This is a genomic window from Hymenobacter sp. UYAg731 (assembly GCF_054061335.1).
In genome coordinates, this window is sequence record NZ_JBSSEC010000001.1 from 258,800 (window position 1) to 281,069 (window position 22,270).

Consider the following 22,270-nt stretch of genomic DNA (forward strand, 5'->3'; position numbering starts at 1 on the left):
TTTCTACTTATGAGCCAATTAAACCGCCGCTTTCTTTTCCTGATGTGCAGCACCCGCCGCCTGGGCAACAGCGAACAGCTGGCCTACTGCGCTGCCCACCCGCTGCCCACGGATACTGAGCAGCAATGGTTGCACCTGCTCGATTGCCCATTGGCTGATTTTATCGACCTGCGGCACAGCGGCTCCTTTCAGCCCCCCGCCGGCAACGCCCGGCTGCTGCTCGAAGCCACGCTCCATGCCACCGACCTGGTGCTGGTAGCCCCGCTTTACTGGTACAGCCTGCCCGCCTCCGCCAAGCTTTACCTCGACCATTGGAGCGCCTGGCTGCGCACGCCGGGCCTGAATTTCCGCGAGCAGATGCAGGGTAAATCCCTGTGGGCCATCACCGTTAGCAGCGGCATCCGCGCCGAAGCCCAACCCCTTGAAGATTCCCTGACTATGACGGCTAAGTACCTGCAAATGCGCTGGGGCGGCCTGCTTTTCGGCACGGGCTCGCGGCCCAACGACATTCAGCTTGATAGCGCGGCGCTGGACCGGGCCAAATCTTTTTTCGCCGCCTCAGAAGAATTGGTGCCAGCGGCCGGCCCGCTACCGACTGACTTGCAAAAAAGCCCCGCTGAATAAACAACGGGGCTTTGGAAGATGCGGTTACTTGGCGGGTTCGCGGTTGCGGGGTGGCCGTCGCCTTGGTCGCCCTGCCCGGGCTTGCTGGTCTTTTTGGAATTGTGCTGGTCATCCTGCGAAAGCGACCGGTTCAAATCAACCGACTCCGCTATCTCTCCGTCTTCGTTCCGGCGGATGTAGCGCTTATCGTTCGGGTTGGGCTCAATTAATGCACGTTTCGACATGATGGCGAAAAGGTTACGTGGAAGTAGCCACTTCCTACGCACTCCTGCCAAACAGGTTGCCAGCCTTATTTCCCCAGCAGCTTCGCTACGTATTTGCCCACGATGTCAAACTCCAGATTCACCGTTTCGCCCGCTTGGAGCTGTTGAAAGCTGGTGTGCTCGTAGGTGTAGGGAATAATGGCCACGGTGAAGCCGTCGTCGGTGCTCTCGAAACAGGTGAGGCTGGTGCCATTCACGCAGATGGAGCCTTTTTCGACGGTGAGGCGGCCGGGGCCAGGCTCGTGCCCAAACCGGAACAGCCAAGAGCCGTCCTGGTCGGTCACGCTCAGGCAGGTGGCCGTGGCATCGACGTGGCCCTGCACGATGTGGCCGTCGAAGCGGCCGTTGGCGGCCAGGCAGCGCTCCAGGTTGACGTGGCGGCCGGGCTGCCACTGGCTCAGGTTGGTCACGCGCATGGTTTCGTCAATGGCCGTGACCACGTGCGTACCGGCCGCCGCGTCCACAGCCACCACGGTGAGGCACACGCCGTCGTGGGCCACGCTTTGGTCAATTTTCAGCTCGGCCGCGAAGGGCGAAGCCACGGTAAAGTGGCGGTTACTACCTTGGTCCTCAACGGCTAAGATGGTGCCCAGGGCTTCAATAATTCCAGTAAACATAAATCGGAGGGGGTGTCGGATTAATCGTATTTCACGGAAGGCAGCAGGCCAACTATCAGTTGTGCCGCCGCCTGAATACAAAGAACGGCACCCTGCTGCCAGAGTGCCGTTGCCGGAGTAGTAACCGCGAAGGTTGCGCGGCGGTTATTTGTCGCCCTTCTCAAAGGGCCGCCAGTCGAGCTCGCCGGGCAGGCCGCCGGTTTTTTTGCGCAGGAATACGGTCTGGTCGTCGTCTTCCCGCTTGCCGAAAGTCACGTCGGCCCGGCACTCCAGGCAGCGCACTGACGTGTACTTGAATTTGCCCTGGGCCACGCGGCTGGTCAGGTCCAGGTTGTCGGACCCGCAGATGCCACAGGCCGCCACATCGGCAAAGCTCAAACGCTCGTATTCGGCCACCGTTTCGTGAAAGTTATTGCCTTGCACGGTGAAGTGAAACTGGCGGCGCCCGATGCGCTTGGTCGTCATCATTTGCAACATTATACTGCACTAAAAGAGGGTTAATTGATGCTTTAAAATTACGAATTATCACCCTCAAAAACAAGCCAATAACCCGATAAAACCACACAAAAAAAGGTGCCACGAAGCACCTTTTTTTAGTTCCTGAAGAACTACTTATTGCTGCACGAATTTCACCGTACGCCGGGTGCTGCCCGCGCTTACTTCGCAGATGTAGCTGCCTTTGGCCAACGGCCCGAGGCGGAGCGGAGTTTCACCGTCATTGGTAGCCAGCAGCTGCCGCTGCACCACCACCGCCCCCCGGGCATCGAGCACGCGTACCCGCAGCGGCTGGCCGCGTAGCGCGGCCGGTAGCACCAGGGTAAGCAGGCCGTTGCCGATTGGGTTTGGGTACACCCCCAGGGCACCAGCGGCATTGGCCGCCGGGGAAACGGTGTCCAGTGGGGCGCTGGGATGCAGGGCGTTGTAGGCCGTCACGAAGTTCGGAATGCCGTAGCCCAGCGTGTTGTCGGGGGTAGCGGCCTGCGTGGCGGTGCTGCGCAGGGCCACAATCACCTGCTGGGCCGTGAGCGTGGGGTTGGCCTGCCAGAAGCCGGCCGCCATGCCTGCCAGCACGGGACAGGCAAACGAGGTGCCGTTGCCCCGAAAAGCGCCGCCGTTGGGCGAGAGTACCGCCGTGGCCAGCCCCATAGCCGAGAGCGTAGGCTTAATGCGCCCATCGGCCGTGGGGCCGTAGGAACTGAAAAACGCATGGTTCCCCAGCGAATCCACCGCCCCGACGGTCATGATGGAATCGGCATCGGCGGGGGCCGAAATGTAGCGCCAGGCGTGGTTGCCCTCATTACCGGCGGCGCTCACTACCAGCATGCCCACGCGGGCGGCCATGGTGGCGGCCCGCGAGCTGATGGCGTTGCGGCCGGTCATATCTGCGTAGGTGTAGGACACGGAAGGCGCATCAAAATCGGTGTAGCCCAGCGAGGAGCTGATAACGTCCACGCCCACCGAGTCGGCGTATTCGGCGGCGGCCAGCCAGTTGGCTTCTTCGATGGGATGCTCAGAATACACGTCCTCCGTGATGCACAGGTGGAACGTGGCTTTGGGCGCGGTGCCGATGAAGAATCCCGGCTGGTTGGCCGCCATCGTGGAGAGGCAGTTGGTACCGTGGTCGCTGCGGCCATACACGCTATTGCCGCCATCCACGAAGTTGCGGGTGCTGGCCAGGCGCTGCTCCAGGAATAAGGGTTGCAGGGCCGAAATCTGGTCGGCCCCGGGGAAGCCAGCGTCGAACACGGCTATCTGCATGCCATCGCCTCGGAAACCTGCATCGTGCATGGCCAAGGCCCCAATCTGCTGGTTCTGGCGGTAGGCCGGGCCGTATTGGGCGCGGGTGGCTGCCGTGTTGCGGGCGGCGGGCTCGGGCAGTTGCGTGGGCAGGGTGAAGGGCCCCGGCACGCGGGAAGCGCGGTTGAGGGTGCTGGCGCGGCTCACCTGGGGCAGGGCCATGATGCGGCCCAATGTGAGGGAATCGCAGGAAACCACGGCCGCGTTGAACCAGCGCGACGTGTAAAGCACCTGCGGCCCACCGCTCACGGCCCGAATCTGGGCTACGTAGGCGGGGCTCACGGGCAGGTCGCGCGGCAGCACGGCGATGCCCTGCCGGGTGCGCCGGGCCAGCGCCCGGGCTGACAGAAACGCCTGCGGCTGCGCTACCGAAAACGGCGTACCGGCCTTATCCCGAAAGTACACCAGATGCCTGCGCACAGTGCCTTGCGCCGAAGCCGGAGCCACGGCCAGCACATTCAGCGCGCCGGCCACCAGGGCCAGGCTCACCCATTTAAATGAAGTAGGCACCATAAGTTGCGATGAGCAGCGAGGGAAATAAAATCAGCGGCGGGCAGCTTAATTGATTTTGGATTCAATCAGCGTTTCGCGGCGCGAATAGCCGAACGTATACGACCTGGGCACAAATATGACATTGCCCCCGCTACCTACGTAGTAAAAGTTGGAGAAGCGCCGTTTCCGCCGGAAAACCGGTCCCACGCCCTTTGCAAATACCTGCTGGTAGGTGTTCACGTAGTAGGCGTCATCGGCCTGCGCCGTGCCTTCGTTGGTGGTGGTTGCGGTGGCCGGGTAGGCTTTCGTGGTGCCGGCGGCGGTAGTGCTGAATGGCTCCCCAGTGCGGCGGTAGCGGCGGGTTTCGGCCGTTACCGTGTCTTCGGAGTTGTTGTTATAGGCGTTGAAATTCCACAGGCGGCCTTCGCGCACCGGAAAAATCAGCTCCAGCGTGCGCAAGTTGTTGCGGTTGAGAATGACCGACTGCGCCGTGGGGCTCAGGGTGAATACGCTGTCGTCGACCCAGGGGTCGGTGGGCGTCAGGCGCTTGGCGCGTACCAGGCGAAAGGCGGTTTTGCCGGCTGCATCGGTGAAGGAACTGGCAATGGTTTCCCTGAACTGAAACGCGCTGACTGTGGGCACGCTGGCCGTCACCTGAGAGCCTTGGTTGCTGGCCGTGCTCCAGGCGGTGTCGGCCACGGCATAAATCCAGTAGTTGCCCACAGCCACCGGGTAGTAGCCTAGGCCCGCATCGGGCAGAACTTCCACCGTATTTTCTTTGCAACCGGCAAAACCGATTGCCGCGCCCGCTGCCAGCGCCAGGCCAAGCCGGCGGGTAGTCGTCGGCAAATTCCAGGAAAAACGTATTCGTTGCATGAGTAGCGAGCGACGGAAAAAGGAAAGGATTAGAGGCTGGCCGGGGCCATAGCGACAAAAGGTAAGGGAAATTCGCCGATTACGTGGCGCTCAATCCAGCCACCGCCCAGCACGTCGTGGCCGTCGTAGAACACGGCGGCCTGGCCGGGCGTGATGGCGTGTACGGGCTCCTCGAAATACACGCGGATTTTGCCGTCCACTTCTTCCAGGAAAGCCGCCGCGCCGTCGTGGTTGTAGCGCACTTTCACCACGGCCGGCACCAGGCCCCGGCCGGCCAGGCTGGCTTCTTTGCCCATGTTGAGCTTGCCCACCACGGTAGCCGTGCTGGCCAGCTCCTCGTAGTTGCCCAGCACCACTTCATTGGTATCCGGGCGGATTTCGAGCACGAATGCGGGGTAGCCCAGCGCCACGCCCAGCCCTTTACGCTGCCCGATGGTGTAGAACGGGTAGCCCTCGTGCTTGCCGATGACGCGACCATTCTTGGTCACGAAGTTGCCGCCGGCCACCCGCGCCTCCAGGCCCGGCACGCGGCGGCGCAGGAAGCCCCGGTAGTCGTTGTCGGGGATGAAGCAGATTTCGTAGCTCTCCGGCTTGTTCACCAGCTCGGTGAAGCCGCGCCGGCGGGCTTCGTCATATATTTCGGTTTTGCGCATGCCGCCCAGCGGGAACAGCGTGCGGCTCAGGCTCGCCTGGCTCACGCCCCAGAGGGCATAGCTTTGGTCCTTGTTTTCGTCGAGGCCTTTGCTCACCACGAAGCGGCCGGTTTCGGCCTCCTTGCGGATGTTGGCGTAGTGGCCGGTGGCAATGAACTCGCAGCCGAGCTGGTCGGCACGGCGCAGCAGGGCATCCCACTTGATGTGGGTGTTGCAGAGCACGCAGGGGTTGGGCGTGCGGCCAGCGAGGTATTCTTCGGTGAAATTATCAATCACGAAATCACCAAATTCGTCGCGGATATCAATGATGTAGTGCGGAAAGCCGAGCTGCACGGCAATGTCGCGGGCATCGTTGATGCTGTCGAGGGAGCAGCAGCCGGTTTCCTTTTTGGAGCCGCCGGCACTGGCGTAGTCCCAGGTTTTCATGGTCATCCCAACCACTTCGTAGCCTTGCTCGTGCAGCAGCACGGCGGCTACGCTGCTATCAATTCCGCCGCTCATCGCGACGAGGACTCTTCCTTTTACTTCGGTATTCATAGTGGGTTGCAATTCACCCGGAGCTTGAATGGTTCCGGCTGGCAACTACAAAGGTACAATAGCGCGCAAGCTCGCGCACGGACCTGCACGCTACCGCCGGCAACGGGCGCTGCGTTCGCCTTATTCTACTACCAGGCGCTGCCCGCCGGTAGTGCCCATGATGGCGACCCAATACGTACCGGCCGCTACCGGAACAGGCACCTGCTGGGTGAGGGCGGTGAGTTGCTGCTGGCTCACCAGCTGCCCCAGGCTATTAAAAATTTGGACCTGGCTATGAAGCAGACGTTCATCGGTGAGCTGAAGGGTGAAATCGCGCCGCGCCGGATTGGGAAACAACTCAAAACCAAATTTTTTGCTTGCTTGGCTGGGAGTCAGGACGCTGGCAAGTGCCCGCAATGCATTAATGCGTCCGTACCCAAAATACTGGTCCCAACCAGCTGCATCTTCCGTGGGCGGTCCTACCTGGTCATCAGCGGTGCTCTGAATAATGGCTTTTACCTGATCGGGCGTGAGTAGAGGCCGAAGCGTGAGCAGCAGCGAAGCCAGCCCTACTACCTGCGGTGTAGCTTGCGAAGTGCCGCTCCAAAAGATGTTATAATTGATATTGGACTGATAATCGAGCCCGAAGATGTAGTTGCCGGGCGCTACCACCGAAATGTGCCCGCCATAGCTGCTACCGCTGGTAGCCGACCACGAAAATGGATTAGCGCGGCTATCATCGGGGTTTGTTGCCCCTACGCTGATAACTCCCGTCAACCCGGCGGGGTAGTTCACCACGCTGTTGTTGTTCCCCATGCTGACCACTACCACCACGCCGTGCTGGTTGGCGTAGGTGATGGCATCCTGCATTGACTGCGAGGTGCTGGTGCCGGCCAGCGACATATTGATAACCCGCGCGCCGTTGTCGACGGCGTAGTAAATGCCGCTGGTCCACCAGGAGTAAAAGCCATTATTCTGGGCGTCCAGCCCTTTACAAACCATCAGCTTACAGCCCCAATTCATACCAGCGTAGCCAACATTATTGTTGCCAGTGGCCCCAATAATACTTGCAATATTGGTACCATGGCCATAGTCATCGGTCGGATTATTGGTGTTTGAAACGAAATTCCACCCTTTCACATCATCCACAAAACCATTTTTGTCGTCGTCGATGCTATTACCGGCTATTTCATGGCGGTTGCGCCAGATGCGGCCGGCAAACTCCGGATGGTCGAGCTTACATCCACTGTCAACTATAGCCACTGTTACCGACGAGTCGCCGCGGGTAATTCCCCAAGCGGCTTCCATCCTGATATCCGCCCCATAACGGGCGGGAGACAGCGAGAACAAGCCATTATTCTTTAGATACCACTGCCAGCCGTAATAGGTATCATTGGGCTCCACTCCTTGTACCCCAGCGCCTTGGCCCTGGGCATCAAGTTCCACATAGCGAAAGAGCCCGGTTTGCTCATAGTCGCGGATGGCCTGCCGGGCATTGGTGCCCGCGGGCAGGACGATGAGGTACATGGCCGGCGCCAAGGCCGCATTTTTTCCCGGGTTGAGGGCCTGCACCTGCGCGACTTGGTAGCGGCGGTTGACTTGGTCAAAAAGCTTCGCGGCCGGACGGGCCGCACCGGATTTATTTTCCGACAACAGCTCGTTGCGGAGATTGTCCTGCAAGCGCACAAGCAACCGGGTTTGGGCGGCGGGCTGAGCCGTGCCGGCGTTCTGGGCACTGGCACCCAGTGTGGCTGCCAGCAAGGGCAACAACAGTAGCTTTTTCATCATGAGGCGGCTGAAAAACGTGGAGTTGGAAGGTTTTTCAGTCCGGAAGATAACCACAATTTGCGGCCTGCCGCTGCATATTTCTCAGCTCTTCATCAAGCGTAGCTGCTTACTTTCCCCGCCCTTCCACAATAATTTTGAGCGTGTAGAGCAACACCCGAAAATCCATTGCCAGGCTCATGTTTTCGATGTAGAGAATATCGAATTTGAGCCGTTCCACCATTTGGGCCACGGTTTCGGCGTAGCCATATTTTACCTGGCCCAGCGAGGTGAGGCCCGGCCGCACGCGGTGCAGGTGGCGGTAGTGGGGCGCAATTTTCACAATCTGGTCGATGAAAAACTGCCGCTCCGGGCGCGGACCCACGATGCTCATATCGCCCTTTATCACATTCCAGAACTGGGGCAGCTCATCGAGGCGCACCTTGCGCATGAAGCGGCCCCACTTGGTGATGCGCGGGTCGTGGTCGGAGCTCAGGGCCGGCCCCATTTTCTCAGCATCGCTGAACATCGACCGGAACTTGATGATGCGGAACGGGTGGCCGTCGCGCCCGATGCGCTCCTGCCGGTAAAACACCGGACCGGGCGACGACAATTTCACCATCACGGCCGTGAAGGCGTAGACCCAGCTGGCCAGCACCAGGAACAGCGCCGAGCCCACCACGTCGATAATCCGCTTGAGCATTACCTGCCACACGGGCATCAGGTCCTGCTTGATTTCGATGAGCGGCGTCCCGAATAAGTGGTTGACTTTCACCGACCCCAGCAGCATCTGGTAGAGGTCGGGCAGAATGCTGATGCGGGCCGGCGAGCCTTCGAGCAGCGCCAGAATATCCTGAATCAGCAGGTGCTCGCTGGGCTCGATGGCGATGACCACCTGCTCAATTTTGAGGGCCCGCACCAGGGCCGGCAGGCGCTGGTAAGAGCCGCGCGCGGGCAGCTCGGCGGCAAGGGCCGGGTCGATGGTATCGCCCACCGGCGCGAAGCCCACCAGCCGCAGGCCCAGGTGCCGGCTGGTGCGCGAGAGCTCATGAAACGTGTTCAAGGCCAGCGCATTGGAGCCCACCAATAGCGTGGGGAAGAAAATTTTCTGCGTGCGAATCTGGCGCTGCACGCTGCTCACGGCGATGGTGCGCAGCACGGCCGTGATGAAGAAATGCAGCAGGTAATACGCGGTAAACGTCTTATAATAAGCCCGGTAGTTCACCACACCCTGGTCATCGAGCAGCAGCGTGAAGAAGATGACCACCGCGCCCAGCATGGCCACGCGCGCCAGCCGAAGAATTTCGCCGAGGCGCGACTTGCGGTAGATGTCGCGGTACTCGCCAACCAGTGCGTAGAGCACGGTCCAGAATACGGCGATGAATACAGCCGACCCGGTGAGGTCGAACAGCACGCCTTCGGTGAAGTGATAGCCGGTGAGCTCGTTGAGCAAATATTTGCGCACGAGGTAGAAACACATCCAGGCAACCAGCGCCGCGCCGAAATCGGCGGCCACTAGCTTGATATATTGAAAGCGACGAATTAACTGCAAAACGGTGGGCGGGGTAGTATTTTCGCGGCCTGTGGAGACGTACCGCTCCCGGCAAAGGTAGGGACAGCCGGTAGTTGTCCGGCGGCTTCTTTTCGGGCCGGCCACTGCACCCCCGGGGTCAACCGCCCGGCTTTTATTCACTTAATTCCGCGTATTATCATCTCACCGCTTCAGGATTCCTATCGCCACCAGGGGCAGCGCCGGGCGCTGGCCCGCGAGTTGCGGCTGCGCGGCATTCACGACGAGCGGGTGTTGCAGGCCCTGGCCACCGTGCCGCGCCATCTCTTTTTTGCGCCCGCCTTCGAGGCCCATGCTTACCAGGACAAGGCCTTTCCCATCGGCGAGGGCCAGACCATTTCGCAGCCCTACACCGTGGCCTACCAGACCCAGCTGCTCAACCTGCAGCCCACCGACCGGGTGCTGGAAGTGGGCACCGGCTCGGGCTACCAGTGCGCCGTGCTGCTCCAGCTCACGCCCCACGTTCACAGCATTGAGTTTAACGAGGTGCTGTTTGCCCGCACCCGGCAACTGCTGGCCGCGCTGGGAGCCGGCGGGGCCGGGCTGCACTGCGGCGATGGCTCGGTGGGACTGCCCGACCAGGCCCCGTTCGATGCCATCCTCGTCACGGCCGGCGCGCCGGGGCTGCCCCCGGCCCTGCTGCGCCAGCTGCGCGTGGGTGGCCGCCTCGTGATTCCCGTGGGCGACAGCCAGACCCAGCGCATGGTGCGCGTGACCCGCGAAGGGGCCGAAGCCTTTGTGCGCGAAGAATTTGAGGACTTCCGGTTTGTGCCGCTGCTCGGGGCCGGGGGCTGGCGCTCGTAGAATTCTGATTCATTCTTTTCCCATTGTCTCAGGTGTAATTCGCCTGCGATTCCCCGGCTCCTTGAATTCCCCCAGCTGCAAGGCCCGCCGGGTTTCTTTTTTTCCTGCCCCTTTTCTCCCCCGCTTTTTCCACCCGCCTTCCTGCTGCTGCTGAAAATATTGCGCCCTGTTGCGGGTGGGCTGCTCAGTGCGGCCGTTGCTCCTGGCAGCCTCGTGGCCACGGCCCAAACGCCGGATGGTGTGGAGCGCCGTTACCCAGCGCATCAAACCGGCTACCGCTGCGCGGTCGATAGTGCCCAGTAGGCATCTTTTGCCCGGCAGCCGGGTGCGGCAGCGGCCTGCTGCCCCTTCCTTCGGCAGGCGCGCCCAGATGCCCGCCGCTACCCAGGCGCGCCTGGTGATGCTGCGCAACGGCGGCAACTGCTTCTGCCTCGACCACCTGGCCGTGGGGGCGGGCCGCTCCTGGCCACGCAGTTCGACCGGGCCGGCAGCACCCCGGCCCGGTCGAGCTGCGGCTGGCCGATTTGCCGGGCCGGCCGGTGGGCGCGGCCATGCCTGCTGCCTGCCGGACCGGCCGGCAGCAGGCGTCTATGTGGTTGAACTGCGCACCGTTAATGCACGTTCGACCAGCAAGGCAATAATTCCATTAATCATAGCTTGCCCGTTCCAACGGCGGAGCGTGTCAGATTCAGGGTTTTTCGGTAAATTTGAAAGCCCTGCCATTAGTGCAAATCTTTTTACGGCCCCAGCCACTTTTTTCTTTCCCTTCTTCTAATAAAACCTGTTTTCCTTCTAATTTTTCCTCATGTTGAAAAAACTTATACCCACGGCGCTCACCCTGGCGTTGGCCCTGACCGGGCTGGCGGCCAGCGCCCAAAGCAATACCCAAGGCACCAGCAGCCAGCGCAGCCCCAACTGGTGCGGAGCTGTGGCCGAGCAGGAGCGCTACTTTGCCGAGCACCCCGGTGCCCGCGAAGCCCAGCGCACCATGTATAAGCAGTTGGAGGCGTTGGCCGCCACGCAGCAAAATAAAACGTCGTATGTGACCGATGTGACCATTCCCGTGGTCGTACATATCATTCATGCCGGTGGCCCCGAGAACATCAGCGACCGGCAGATTAACAGTGCCATCGACCAGTTGAATATCGACTACCAGAAGTTGAACCCAGACACGGCCAATACGGTGCCGTTTTTCCGGGCCCGGGCCGCGTCTCTCGGCTTCCGTTTCCGCCTCGCCAAGAAGGACCCCAACGGCAACTGCACCACGGGCATCACCCGCCACTACGCCCCCAGCCTGATAAACGACGACCAGAGCGGTTCCGTGCAGTCCCTGGTTATCTGGGACCGGCTGCGCTACCTCAACATCTGGATTGTGAGCAGCATCGGTACGCCCACGGCAGGGGGGGGCATCGTGCTGGGCTACTCTAACCTGCCGCAGAACTCTACGGCGGTGCGCGACGGCTTTGTGGCCCGGGGCGACTGGTTCGGCAACCAGGGCACCAGCACGCCCGGCCGTGCTCAGAGCCGCACCGCTACCCACGAAATCGGCCACTACTTCGGCCTGAGCCACCCCTGGGGCCAAACCAATAACCCCGGCACCGGCATTTGCAGCGGCGACGACGGCGTGGCCGACACCCCCACCACCGACGGCACCTTCAACTGCGACCTGACGTACTCGCCCTGCACCGACGCTTCCGGCCAGCGCATTCTGGCCAACGTGCAGAACATCATGGACTACGCGTCGTGCCCCACCATGTTTACGCAGGGCCAGAAGACGCTGATGCGCAACGTGCTGGCCACCCGCCCCGAGCGCACCGGCCTCACCACCCAGGCCAACCTGGTAGCCACCGGCACCGACGATGGCTACGTGGCTCCCAACTGTGCTCCGGTGGTCGCCTTCGCCCCCGCTGCCGGTTCAAGCACCAGCGTGTGCATCAACACGCCCGTGACCCTGAGCGACTACTCCTATAACTTCTCGTCGGCCGGCGGCGCGCTCACCTACTCCTGGTCGTTTCCCGGCGGCACGCCCGCTACGGCTACAGGTTCCACCGTCTCGGTATCGTACGCGGCGGCAGGCTTCTACCCTGTTACCGAAACCGTGAGCAACAGCACGGGTCCCGGCACCAGCACCGTGACCAACTACATTCGGGTGGAAGGCCCGACGGGCGGCGAAGTGGCCCCGTACACGGAGTCGTTTGAAAACGCCAGCTTCCCGGCCTTGTTCGCCGACCCCACGCTGCGCAACTATACCACTTCGGGCTTCACCAGCGCCGGCGTGGCGGCCCCAAACTACCGCTGGGTGCGGCAGGCCAACGTGCCCGCCGCCGCCGGCACCGGCTACCTGATTGTGCAGGACCGGGTGATTCCGGTGGGTGCTACCTCCCAGCTCATCACGCCCAACATCAACCTAGCTGCCGTGCCCCGCCCGGCCACGCTGACCTTCGCGCGGGCCTTCGCCCTGCGCACGGTGGCCAGCAACGAGCAGCTGCGCGTTTCGTTCAGCAGTGATTGCGGTGTCAACTGGTCGTCACCCACCATACTCGACGTAACGGCGCTCACCACCCAGGGCCTCACCCCCATCGACGGCTATGCGCCCACCAACAGCGCCGATTGGCAGAACCTGACGGTGGCCATTCCGGCCCAGTTCCAGGGCGGCGGCTTGTTCAAAGTGCGCTTCCAGATGGTGAACGGCACCACTGCCGGCAACAACTTTTACTTCGATAACCTGCGCATTGCCGGCCCGCTGGGCACCAAGGCCGATGCCCTGGCCAGCCGCGGCATCAGCGTGTACCCCAGCCCGATGACCAACGAAACGGCCGTGCATCTCAACCTGACGACCGCCACGCAAGTGCAGGTACGCCTCACCGACGTGCTGGGCCGCAACGTCGTTTCGCTGCCCGCCAAAATGTATGGTGCCGGCCAGCAGAGCGTGGCGCTGCAAAGCGCCGGCCACGCCCTCAAAGCCGGCGTGTACGTGGTACACATCTCGCTCAATGGCGAAACCTTCACCAGCAAGCTCAACGTGGAGTAACCCCACGCCCGGCATTTATTGCTGATGTGAAAAGCCCCGTCCGAACCTTCGGACGGGGCTTTTTTGGTTTTGAGCCGCCGCTGCGCCGGGCCGGGCCGTACCTTTGCAACAATATTTTCAGCCTCCCGCAGGCCGCTTTACTTTTTCTCCATGCGCAAGCAAAAACCCGTGGCCGACTCGTTCGTCATCATGACCGAGCTGGTACTGCCCAACGACACTAACACCCTCAACAACCTCATGGGGGGCCGCATGATGCACCTCATGGACATTGCCGCTGCCATCGCGGCCCAGAAGCACTCCAACCGCATCGTGGTCACGGCCTCCGTCGATAACGTATCGTTCCGCGACAGCATCCGGCTGGGCAACGTGGTCACGCTCCAGGCGCAGGTGACGCGGGCGTTCAGCTCCAGCATGGAAGTGCATATCGATGTGTGGGCCGAGGACATCCCCAGCGGCACCAAGCTCAAGACCAACGAGGCCTTTTTCACCTTCGTGGCCGTGGACCAGAGCGGCCGGCCCATCGACGTGCCCGAGGCCGTGCCCGAAACCGAAGCCGAAATCAGCCTCTACGAAGGAGCCCTGCGCCGCCGGCAGCTGCGCCTGGTACTGGCCGGCCGCATGCAGCCCGCCGAAGCCCAGGAGCTGAAAGCCTTGTTCGATTTGAAATAATTGGTATAATTGCTTCATCGGCCTGAGTCGGCCCGATTTTTTCCACTCCCAACCGCCGCGCCATGTCTGCCGAAAAGCTGGCCTTTCTGCAAAATTTCTACACCGATGTGACGCTCTACGTGCCCGCCGAACCGGTGGCCGAAGCGCCTGCCACCGGGGAGTCTGCGGCCGCGCCACCGGCTCCTGTGGCCGCCCAGGCCGCGCCTGCGCCACCACCGGTGGTCCCGAAACCGGAGCCGGCCGCCCCACCCCGCGTCTCCAGCATGCCGCCAATGGCCTACAGCAAGCCCTCGGCGGGCCTGGAGCGGCTCACTTCCAGCGCCCTGCATCCGGTGGCAGCAGCGGGGCCGCCCGCGCCCGAGGCCCCGCGCCCGGCCCTGGCAGCGTCCGCCGGAGTGCCCCCGGCCGCCCCGGCCGCCCCGGCCGTGCCGCCGGTCATGCTCACGCCGTTCACGGTGATGGGCGACAACGCGCAGGGTGTAATCCTGCTGTTCCGGCTGCCGTCGGACCAGTTTCTCAAGGTGCATCGCAACGTGTTTCTGAACAAGATGCTCCAGGCGTTGAATCTGGTAATGGCCGACGTATTACTGGTCAACGTCGAATCGGAATTGCCGGTGGCGCTGGCCAACCTGCGCCGGGAGCTGGCGGCCACGCGCATCGTGGCCTTCGGCAAAAACCTGCTCGACACCACCATTCGCAACACCCAGATATACGAGCCGGTGCAGTTTCCCAGCCTGGGCCTCTCCTACCTGGCCTCCGCCACCGTCGATTTGGTAGAGTATGATGTCAGCCTCAAAAAGCGGCTCTGGCCCGGCTTGCAGCGCATGTTTCTGGGGTAGGGTGCGGGGTCGGACCCTACTTCATTTAGTCACAAAAAAGCCCCGTCTGAAATCAGACGGGGCTTTTTTGTGACTAAATGAAGTAGGCTATTTCAGCACTTCGGCCAGTTTGGCGGAAAGGGCTTCGCCGCGCAGGTTTTTGGCGATAATTTTCCCCTGCGGGTCAATCAGAAACGACTGCGGAATGGCTTTCACGCCGTAGGCGGCCCCGGCCACGCTTTGCCAGCCGGCCAGGTCCGAAACGTGGTGCCAGCTCAGGCCGTCGGCGGCAATGGCTTTTTCCCACTTGCCCTTCTCCTGGTCCAGCGACACGGAGTAGATAGTGAAGCCTTTGCCCTTGTCCTTGAACTGGTTGTAGGCGCGAACCACGTTGGGGTTTTCCTGGCGGCAGGGTCCGCACCAGCTTGCCCAGAAGTCAATCAGCACGTATTTGCCGCGCAGGCTGCTCAGGGCCAGCTTGGAGCCGTCGGGCTGGGACAGGTTGATTTCGGGGGCCATCGCGCCCTGAGCGGTGGCGCGCATGGGCTCCAGGCGGGCAGTCAACTCCTTGGTGAAAGGCGAATTCGGATTAGCCTTCCGCTGAATGGTGGCCACGGAGTCGGCAAACAGGAATTCCTCATCGGGATTGATGAAAGCCCCCACCGCAAACCCACTCGCCACCGATGTCGCATTGCGCCGAATTAGCGACTTCATTTTGGCCGTGTTGCGGCCCTGAATGACGTAATATTCCTTCTCAATGCCTTTCATTTCCTCGGTTTTGCCGGCCTGCCCGGCCACACCGTAGCGCTTGCTGATGTCCTCAAGCTGGCCTTTGCTGCCCTCCATCACCTGCGTGAACTGGCGCAGCACTTCAGCTTCCTTGCTGCCTTTCACGGTGTAAGAAGTGGGCAGGCTTTTGGCATCGCCGCTCACTTCCACATGGGTTTTGTTGTCGAGCAGCAGCAGCACTTGGTTGGCATCGTCCAGCTTCAATTGGTAGATGCCGGGGGCCACCGTTACGCCTTTCAGCGAGAACTTCCCGGCGGCGTCGGTCTTGCCCGTGGTCTTCTCCACAAACTGGTTGGAGTTGAGCTCGGAAAGGTGCAGCACCGTGCCGGCCGGAGCATTTTTCAGCTGGCCCGAAATCTCGTAGCCATCGGCGGCGGCGGCATTCTGGCAAGCATTAGCCATGCCCAGCACGGTGGCGGCCAGGAAAACAGATTTTATCATGGGGTGAGGCATGTGCGTGAACTGGTGAATCGAAATGGCCAACGCGCGGCCGTGAGTGGTTTGTTCCGGCCGCTAAAACCGGAGCCGGGAGATGGACGGGCGGAGGACGAAATCCTTACCCGTCCAACCCGGCGCGGAGCAATTGGTTGGCCAGCTTGGGGTCGGCCTTGCCGCCGGTGAGCTTCATGAGCTCGCCCATAAACATGCCAGTGAGCGACTTTTTGCCGGCGCGGTACTCGGCAACTTTGGCGGGATTAGCAGCAAGCACCTGCTGCACGAGGCCGGCCAACTCGCCGTTGTCGGCTTGCGTGAGCAGGCCCAGGCTTTCGGCCGCGCCGGTAGCGTTGGCCGTCGGATGGTCGAGCAAATGCGGAAACAACTGCTTGCTGGCCACCGAATAGTTGATTTTTCCGGCGTCAATCAGTTCGATGATGCCGGCCAGCTGGGCGGCGTCGAGGGGGAAATCGGCCATGGTGAGGGCACGCTCATTCAGGTACGATTTCACGGGACCCATCACCCAGTTGGCGGCCGCTTTGGCGTTGGGCGTGAGGCGCGAGAGGTCATCGAAGAACAAAGCCACTTCCTTCTGGTCAATCAGTACCGAGGCATCGTAATCGTTCAGGCCCAGCTCGCCCACGAAGCGCGAGTAGAGCTGCTGCGGTAGCGCCGGCAGCTCGGCGGCCACGCGGTGCAGCCACTCGTCGGAAATGACTAGCGGCGGCAGGTCCGGCTCCGGGAAGTAACGGTAGTCGTTCAGCGTTTCCTTGCTGCGCTGGCCGTTGGTGGTGCCGCTGGGGGCATCGAAGCCCCGGGTTTCGCTGTCCACTTCGCCGCCGGCTTCGATGATGGCAATCTGCCGCTCGATTTCGTAGGCAATGGCGCGCTGCACGTTGCGGAAGGAGTTCATGTTCTTCACCTCCACCTTCATGCCGAACTGCGCGGCCCCGTGCAGCATCACCGAGATGTTGGCGTCGCAGCGCAGCGAGCCTTCCTCCATGTTGCCGTCGCAGATGCCGAGGTACTCCACCAGCTTCTTGATTTCGGTGAGGTAGGCGTAAGCCTCATCGCCGGTGCGGATGTCGGGCTCGCTCACGATTTCGATGAGCGGTACGCCGGCCCGGTTCAGGTCTACCAGGGTTTCGGTTTCGCCGGCCAGGTGCATCGATTTACCGGCATCTTCCTCCATGTGAATGCGGGTGATGCCGATGCGCTTCACCTCCTCGCCCACGCGCACGTCGAGGTGGCCGTCGTGGCAAATCGGAGTTTTGTCCTGCGTAATCTGGTAGCCCTTGGGCAGGTCGGGGTAAAAGTAGTTTTTGCGGGCAAACAGGTTGTCGCGCCGAATCTGGCAATTGGTGGCCAGGCCCATTTTCATGGCAAATTCCACGGCCGTGCGGTTCACCCGGGGCAAGGTGCCGGGGTGGCCGAGGGTGATAACCGACAGGTTGGTGTTGGGGGCAACGCCGTACTCGTTCTCATCGGAAGAGTACATCTTGCTGTGCGTGAGCAGCTGGGCGTGAACTTCCAGGCCGATAACGGGCTGGTATTTGGCAAGGGTGGCTTCGTCCATATTCTGTAAAAACGCGGGGTTCTACTGGGTATTCAGCCTTAAAGGTAACGGGTAGCCGGAAGCCGGCCCGCATGGCGGGGCCGCCAACCGCCGATTTTCGGCTTCCAACTGGCTGAAGTGGCCGGTGCCGTAACGGCCGGCAGGGCCTAGCGGCGCATCCTACGGTTGTCGAAGTTGCCGTAATTTGGCTGGCGGGCGGGCGCTTCGAGGGTGTAATACAGCGGCACCGTGAGGAAGCTGGTCATCACCTGCCCATCGCGTCGGCCGGGCACAAACTGCCGCTGCAGCATGGCCACCGCCCGCAGCACGGCATTGTTGAGAAAGCCAGCCGTGGACTGCACCACGCGGGCGTTGGTGATGCGACCGTCGGGGGCCACGGCCAGCTCCACGTCCACTTCGCGCCGCCAGCCATACTGCACCATGTCGGGCATGTGGCGAACGGCACGGCGCGCGGCGGCCAGTTCCTGGCTATTGAGGCGCACGGCTTTGGTGAGTTCCTTCAGCAGGCGCTCCTCGCCGCCGGGGTACAGCGGCAGCTGTTCGTAGGCGAAATACGGCACGGGATAGCCGTTGGCATCGTAGCAGGTGCCCACGCCGCACCGGCCGTCCTGGCAATGCTCGCGCCGCTTGAGGGTGCCGTCGGGGTAATAGGTGAGCAGGTCGCCGTTGCGCACGCCGCGCACGTAGTCTTCCTTGGTACACATCTGGCCGTTTTCGTACCAGGTCGTGACGCAGCCGTAGCGCACGCCCCGCGCCACGTTGGCATACGGAATGTGCTGCTTGAGCTTTCCGGACGGATAATACACCCGCGTGGTGCCGCTGAGGCTGTCGCGAAACGTAATCTCGGCACACAGGGCCGTGGTATCGGCGGAGGTGGTGGGCTGAAAATCGGGCGTAAAAAAGCTGCTGATGGGGTTGGGCGTGGCCGCCCGTGGCGCTTGCGCCCGGCTGGCCAGCGGCCCCGCCAGCAAAAGCCCCAGATACAGTAACCGTGTTTTCACCGCGCAAGAAAAAAAGGAGCTGAAAGCCCCGGAAATAGTCCCGAACTCTCACCCCCCGAAATTACACACTGGCCGCCGAAACGGCCCAGGTCGCTTACTTCAGCGGGCGCGTCAGCTGCTGCATGGCCATCATCTGCTGCAGGCTTTTGTTCATGCCTTCGTTCGAGCCGTCGAGGAAAATGACGTTGCCCTTGCCCTGCTCGGCGAAATGCTTGATGGCCTCGGTCCACATCGAAAAATAGACCATCGCCGGGTCGAGGTTGTTTTTGGTCATTTCCTCCATGGCGTGGGCCAGGCCCTTGGTCACTTCCTCCCGGAACAGCGCCACGCCCTGGCCGCGCAGCTGGGCCGCGATTTTCTCGGCCTCGGCCGCGATTTTAATGGCGTTGCCTTCGGCTTCGGCGGCTTTGGTTTTGGTGATGAGCAGGGCCTGGCCTTCGTTTTCAGCGGCGGCTTTCAGGTTATTGCTGGCCACCACTTTGGCCATCGAGCGCATGATTTCCTCATCAAAGGCAATGTCGTTGAGCTGCAAGTCAATCAGGTGATAGCCCCAGCTTTCGAGGGTAGCATCGAGCTGGTCCTTGACGTGGAGCACGATTTCGCCGCGCAAACTCAGCACCGCCGCCTGCCGCTGCGTGGCCACGAAGGCCCGGATGCTGCCTTCCACCGTCCGCACCAGCGCCTGCATCAGGCTTTGCTCGTCCACAAACTTGAAGGCCACGTTCTTGATGGCTTCCTCGCTCTGGTCGAAGGCCGCGTACACCAGCATAGCCTTGAAGTTGACGTTGGCCTGGTCGATGGTAATCGCCTGAAAATTAAGCTCCAGCGAGCGATTCTGGATGGAAATTCGCTTGTACACCGCCTCAATAAACGGCAGCTTAAAGTTCAGCCCCGGCGACATGATGCGCCGGTATTTGCCAAAAACCGTGACCACCGCCACCGTGCCCTGCGGCACAATGACGTAGCACAGAAACAGCGTGAGGGCGATGAGCCCGAGCAGAATAAGGGCGAAGGTGGACATGAAAACGAGCAGAGAAAGGGTGAATAAGAGCTGAAATGTCGGCAAAAAAAGCTCCGCAAGCACAAATAGATGCAGCAGCTATGCTTTAGCTATCGGCGGCCAGCCTGCGGCATTACAGTTGAATCATTGAAATCGGCAAAAAAGTCGGGCCACATGAATCCGATGGCACGAGCCTTACCATCCAAAGCAAAAGCGGCAACCCCTCGCAGAGGAGCCGCCGCTTCTGGCGTTTTACTGCAGTTGCTGCGTCTACAGCGCCGCTGCTACGGCCGCTTCGGCCTTGGCAATAGCTGCGCCCAACCCGGCCACGTTTTTGCCGCCAGCCGTTGCAAAAAATGGCTGCCCGCCGCCGCCACCCTGGATTTCCTTGGCCAGCTCGCGCACCAGCGTGGTGGCGTTGAGCTTGCCGGCTTGGGCAATTTCGTCGGCCAGCATCACGGCCAACTGCGGTTTGCCTTCTACCTCAGCGCCAAGTATAAGCACGAGGTTCGGCACGGCCTGGCGCAGGTTGAAGGCGAGGGTTTTTAGCGCGTCGGCACTGCCAGCTTGCACTTGCGCGGCCAGGAAATTCACACCGTTCAGCTCCTTCACCTGACCCACCAGCTGGTCTTTCTGCTGGTTAATGCTTTGCTGGGCGAATTGCTCGATTTGCTTGCGCAGGGTGGCCATTTCCTCGCCCTGCTTTTCCAAAGTGGTGAGCAGGTGCTGGGGGTTGCCGAGGGTTTCGCGCACCTGGGCTAGCAGGTCGAGCTGCTGGTCCACGTAGGCTTCGGCCGCGCCGGCCGTCACGGCCTCGATGCGGCGCACGCCCGCGCCCACGGCGCTTTCGCTCGTGATTTTGAGGTAGCCGATGCTGCCCGTGTTGGCTACGTGCAGGCCGCCGCACAGCTCCACCGAGTAGTTTCTATCGAAAGTGATGACGCGCACAAACTCGCCGTATTTCTCGCCGAACAGGGCCATCGCGCCCAGGTTTTTGGCCTCGGCGATGGGAACGTTGCGGCGCTCATCGAGTGGGATTTGCTGGCGGATGCGCTCGTTCACCAGCCGCTCAATTTCGCGCAGCTGCTCTTCCGAAACCTTAGTAAAGTGCGAGAAGTCGAAGCGCAGCAGCTTTTCGTTTACCAGCGAGCCTTTTTGCTGGACGTGGCTGCCCAGCACTTCGCGCAGGGCGGCTTGCAGCAGGTGGGTGGCCGTGTGGTTGTTCTTGATGAGGGCGCGGCGGGCGGCATCGGGCCGGGCGAGGAATTCCTCAGTCAGTTCCTGCGGCAGCTCCAGCGTGGTGTGGATGATGAGGTCGTTTTCCTTCTTCGTGTCAATTACGCGCACCTTGCTCAGGGTCGATTCCAGGTAGCCGGTGTCGCCAATCTGGCCGCCGCTTTCGGCGTAGAACGGGGTTTGGTCGAACACCAGCTGGTACTCGGTCTTGCCCTTTTTGTCGATTTTGCGGTAGCGCAACAGGCGGGCCGTGGCCTCGTCCTGGTCGTAGCCCACGAATACGTTGGGCGCGTCGTGCTCAGTCACCGTCACCCAGTCGCTCTGCTCGGTTTCCTGGGCGTTGCGGCTGCGGTTTTTCTGCAGCTCCAGCTCCTTCTTGAAGCCTTCCTCGTCCACCGTCAGGCCCTTTTCGCGGGCGATGAGGGCGGTGAGGTCGAGCGGGAAGCCGAAGGTGTCGGATAATTCAAACGCGGTTTTGCCGTCGATGATGCCGCCGTTGGCGCGGGTGCTTTCTTCCAGGGCATCGAGGCGGCGCAGGCCGGTTTCCAGCGTTTTCAGGAAGGCAATTTCCTCCTCCTCAATCACGCGCTGCACGAAAGCCGTCTGGGCCTTCAGCTCGGGGAAGATGTTGCGCATCTGCTCGGCCAGCACGGGCACCAGTTTATACAGGAACGGCTGCTTTTGATTCAGCGACGAGAAGGAATAGCGTACGGCCCGGCGCAGGATGCGACGAATGACGTAGCCGGCCTTCACGTTGCTGGGCAGCTGGCCGTCGGCGATGGTGAAGGCGATGGTGCGGATGTGGTCGGCAATGACGCGGATGGCAATGTCCGTTTTCTCGTTTTCGGTGGTGGGCTGGTCGGTTACCTTGGCGGGGGCGGTGCCATGGTACTCCACTCCTACTTCCTTGGCAATAAATTGGATGAGCGGCTGAAAAACGTCGGTGTCGTAGTTCGATTTCACGCCCGACACAGCCATCATCAGGCGCTCGAAGCCCATGCCGGTGTCCACGCTTTGCTCGGGCAGCTTGATAAGGGACTTATCGGCCAGGCGCTGGAATTCCATGAACACGTTATTCCAGATTTCCACGACCTGCGGGTGGTCGGCGTTCACCAGCTCGCGGCCGGGGGTGGCGGCGCGCTCCTCGTCGGAGCGCAGGTCGATGTGGATTTCGGTGCAGGGACCGCAGGGGCCGGTGTCGCCCATCTCCCAGAAGTTGTCCTTCTTGTTGCCGGGCAAAATCCGGTCGTCGGTGGTGTATTGCCGCCAGAGGTTCTGGGTTTCGGTGTCGGGGCCGGTGCCGTCGGCCTTATCGCCCTCGAAATAGGTGACGTAGAGGCGGTCTTTTTCCAGCTTGTACACGTCGGTCAGCAGCTCCCAGGCCCAGGCAATGGCGTCGGTCTTGAAGTAGTCGCCGAACGACCAGTTGCCCAGCATCTCGAACATGGTGTGGTGGTAGGTGTCGTAGCCTACTTCCTCCAAATCATTGTGCTTGCCGCTCACGCGCAGGCACTTCTGCGTGTCGGCAATGCGCTTGTAGGGCGCGGGCTTGTTGCCCAGAAAATAGTCCTTGAACGGGGCCATGCCCGAGTTGATGAACAGCAGCGTGGGGTCGTCCTTCACCACAATCGGGGCCGATGGCACGATGTGGTGACCTTTTGAGGCGAAGAAATCGAGGAACTGCTGGCGAACAGCGGAAGCGGTGGGGAGTGACATAGGAAGCAGAAGAAAACGGCCCG

Annotated in this window: 17 protein-coding genes; 5 read left to right on the forward strand and 12 right to left on the reverse strand. The window is 61.5% G+C overall.

Annotated features, from left to right (window positions below):
• The first annotated feature begins 9 nt into the window (after nucleotides 1–9).
• A complete protein-coding gene (locus ACVWYF_RS01085) occupies nucleotides 10–624 on the forward strand; it encodes a flavodoxin family protein (protein WP_457063751.1) in 615 nt (204 codons plus the stop codon).
• A gap of 289 nt (nucleotides 625–913) precedes the next feature.
• Here ACVWYF_RS01085 and ACVWYF_RS01090 read toward each other — a convergent pair whose 3' ends face one another.
• The 7 genes from ACVWYF_RS01090 to ACVWYF_RS01120 all read right to left on the reverse strand — a co-directional run bounded on the left by ACVWYF_RS01090 (nucleotide 914) and on the right by ACVWYF_RS01120 (nucleotide 9,154).
• Nucleotides 914–1,504 (reverse strand): riboflavin synthase, encoded by a 591-nt coding sequence (locus ACVWYF_RS01090; protein ID WP_457063753.1) that lies wholly within the window; start codon nucleotides 1,502–1,504, stop codon nucleotides 914–916.
• A 144-nt stretch (nucleotides 1,505–1,648) separates the two neighbouring features.
• Nucleotides 1,649–1,972 (reverse strand): hypothetical protein, encoded by a 324-nt coding sequence (locus tag ACVWYF_RS01095; RefSeq protein ID WP_216688795.1) that lies wholly within the window; start codon nucleotides 1,970–1,972, stop codon nucleotides 1,649–1,651.
• A gap of 144 nt (nucleotides 1,973–2,116) precedes the next feature.
• Nucleotides 2,117–3,814, reverse strand: coding sequence for a S8 family serine peptidase (locus ACVWYF_RS01100; RefSeq protein WP_457063755.1), 1,698 nt, complete (start codon nucleotides 3,812–3,814; stop codon nucleotides 2,117–2,119).
• Nucleotides 3,815–3,859: 45 nt separating this feature from the next.
• A complete protein-coding gene (locus ACVWYF_RS01105) occupies nucleotides 3,860–4,642 on the reverse strand; it encodes a hypothetical protein (RefSeq protein WP_457063757.1) in 783 nt (260 codons plus the stop codon).
• Nucleotides 4,643–4,698: 56 nt separating this feature from the next.
• Nucleotides 4,699–5,859 carry a tRNA 2-thiouridine(34) synthase MnmA gene (gene mnmA, locus ACVWYF_RS01110; RefSeq protein WP_457063759.1) on the reverse strand — a complete coding sequence of 387 codons (1,161 nt, stop codon included), beginning with the start codon at nucleotides 5,857–5,859 and terminating at the stop codon, nucleotides 4,699–4,701.
• 120 nt (nucleotides 5,860–5,979) lie between these two features.
• Nucleotides 5,980–7,626: a S8 family serine peptidase gene (locus ACVWYF_RS01115; protein ID WP_457063761.1), complete on the reverse strand. Its 1,647-nt coding sequence runs from the start codon at nucleotides 7,624–7,626 to the stop codon at nucleotides 5,980–5,982.
• Between the two features lie 106 nt (nucleotides 7,627–7,732).
• Nucleotides 7,733–9,154: a sugar transferase gene (locus ACVWYF_RS01120; RefSeq protein WP_457063763.1), complete on the reverse strand. Its 1,422-nt coding sequence runs from the start codon at nucleotides 9,152–9,154 to the stop codon at nucleotides 7,733–7,735.
• Between the two features lie 159 nt (nucleotides 9,155–9,313).
• Between ACVWYF_RS01120 and ACVWYF_RS01125 the strand changes: the two genes are divergently transcribed.
• From ACVWYF_RS01125 to ACVWYF_RS01140, 4 genes are all read left to right on the forward strand, one after another.
• Complete coding sequence (locus ACVWYF_RS01125; RefSeq protein WP_457065077.1) at nucleotides 9,314–9,976, forward strand: protein-L-isoaspartate(D-aspartate) O-methyltransferase; 663 nt, start codon at nucleotides 9,314–9,316, stop codon at nucleotides 9,974–9,976.
• 805 nt (nucleotides 9,977–10,781) lie between these two features.
• Nucleotides 10,782–13,007: a M43 family zinc metalloprotease gene (locus ACVWYF_RS01130; protein WP_457063765.1), complete on the forward strand. Its 2,226-nt coding sequence runs from the start codon at nucleotides 10,782–10,784 to the stop codon at nucleotides 13,005–13,007.
• A gap of 150 nt (nucleotides 13,008–13,157) precedes the next feature.
• Nucleotides 13,158–13,676, forward strand: a complete 519-nt coding sequence (locus ACVWYF_RS01135; protein ID WP_198068335.1) for an acyl-CoA thioesterase — start codon at nucleotides 13,158–13,160, stop codon at nucleotides 13,674–13,676.
• A 62-nt stretch (nucleotides 13,677–13,738) separates the two neighbouring features.
• Nucleotides 13,739–14,515, forward strand: a complete 777-nt coding sequence (locus tag ACVWYF_RS01140) for a hypothetical protein (protein WP_457063767.1) — start codon at nucleotides 13,739–13,741, stop codon at nucleotides 14,513–14,515.
• An 87-nt stretch (nucleotides 14,516–14,602) separates the two neighbouring features.
• Here ACVWYF_RS01140 and ACVWYF_RS01145 read toward each other — a convergent pair whose 3' ends face one another.
• The 5 genes from ACVWYF_RS01145 to alaS all read right to left on the reverse strand — a co-directional run bounded on the left by ACVWYF_RS01145 (nucleotide 14,603) and on the right by alaS (nucleotide 22,247).
• A complete protein-coding gene (locus ACVWYF_RS01145) occupies nucleotides 14,603–15,724 on the reverse strand; it encodes a redoxin domain-containing protein (RefSeq protein ID WP_457063769.1) in 1,122 nt (373 codons plus the stop codon).
• 115 nt (nucleotides 15,725–15,839) lie between these two features.
• Nucleotides 15,840–17,294: an Asp-tRNA(Asn)/Glu-tRNA(Gln) amidotransferase subunit GatB gene (gatB, locus tag ACVWYF_RS01150; RefSeq protein WP_457063771.1), complete on the reverse strand. Its 1,455-nt coding sequence runs from the start codon at nucleotides 17,292–17,294 to the stop codon at nucleotides 15,840–15,842.
• 146 nt (nucleotides 17,295–17,440) lie between these two features.
• Nucleotides 17,441–18,295: an energy transducer TonB gene (locus ACVWYF_RS01155; RefSeq protein WP_457063773.1), complete on the reverse strand. Its 855-nt coding sequence runs from the start codon at nucleotides 18,293–18,295 to the stop codon at nucleotides 17,441–17,443.
• Nucleotides 18,296–18,389: 94 nt separating this feature from the next.
• Entirely contained in the window at nucleotides 18,390–19,316 is a 927-nt protein-coding gene (locus tag ACVWYF_RS01160) for an SPFH domain-containing protein (protein WP_457063775.1), read from the reverse strand.
• Nucleotides 19,317–19,565: 249 nt separating this feature from the next.
• A complete protein-coding gene (alaS, locus tag ACVWYF_RS01165; RefSeq protein WP_457063777.1) occupies nucleotides 19,566–22,247 on the reverse strand; it encodes an alanine--tRNA ligase in 2,682 nt (893 codons plus the stop codon).
• Between the last annotated feature and the right edge of the window lie 23 nt (nucleotides 22,248–22,270).

What these genes read in the sequence shown, in the direction of transcription:
- ACVWYF_RS01085 (WP_457063751.1), top strand. Translation starts at nt 10, where the DNA reads ATGAGCCAATTAAACCGCCGCTTTCTTTTCCTGATGTGCAGCACCCGC.
- ACVWYF_RS01090 (WP_457063753.1), bottom strand. Translation starts at nt 1,504, where the DNA reads ATGTTTACTGGAATTATTGAAGCCCTGGGCACCATCTTAGCCGTTGAG.
- ACVWYF_RS01095 (WP_216688795.1), bottom strand. Translation starts at nt 1,972, where the DNA reads ATGATGACGACCAAGCGCATCGGGCGCCGCCAGTTTCACTTCACCGTG.
- ACVWYF_RS01100 (WP_457063755.1), bottom strand. Translation starts at nt 3,814, where the DNA reads ATGGTGCCTACTTCATTTAAATGGGTGAGCCTGGCCCTGGTGGCCGGC.
- mnmA (WP_457063759.1), bottom strand. Translation starts at nt 5,859, where the DNA reads ATGAATACCGAAGTAAAAGGAAGAGTCCTCGTCGCGATGAGCGGCGGA.
- ACVWYF_RS01115 (WP_457063761.1), bottom strand. Translation starts at nt 7,626, where the DNA reads ATGATGAAAAAGCTACTGTTGTTGCCCTTGCTGGCAGCCACACTGGGT.
- ACVWYF_RS01130 (WP_457063765.1), top strand. Translation starts at nt 10,782, where the DNA reads ATGTTGAAAAAACTTATACCCACGGCGCTCACCCTGGCGTTGGCCCTG.
- ACVWYF_RS01135 (WP_198068335.1), top strand. Translation starts at nt 13,158, where the DNA reads ATGCGCAAGCAAAAACCCGTGGCCGACTCGTTCGTCATCATGACCGAG.
- ACVWYF_RS01140 (WP_457063767.1), top strand. Translation starts at nt 13,739, where the DNA reads ATGTCTGCCGAAAAGCTGGCCTTTCTGCAAAATTTCTACACCGATGTG.
- ACVWYF_RS01145 (WP_457063769.1), bottom strand. Translation starts at nt 15,724, where the DNA reads ATGATAAAATCTGTTTTCCTGGCCGCCACCGTGCTGGGCATGGCTAAT.
- gatB (WP_457063771.1), bottom strand. Translation starts at nt 17,294, where the DNA reads ATGGACGAAGCCACCCTTGCCAAATACCAGCCCGTTATCGGCCTGGAA.
- ACVWYF_RS01160 (WP_457063775.1), bottom strand. Translation starts at nt 19,316, where the DNA reads ATGTCCACCTTCGCCCTTATTCTGCTCGGGCTCATCGCCCTCACGCTG.
- alaS (WP_457063777.1), bottom strand. Translation starts at nt 22,247, where the DNA reads ATGTCACTCCCCACCGCTTCCGCTGTTCGCCAGCAGTTCCTCGATTTC.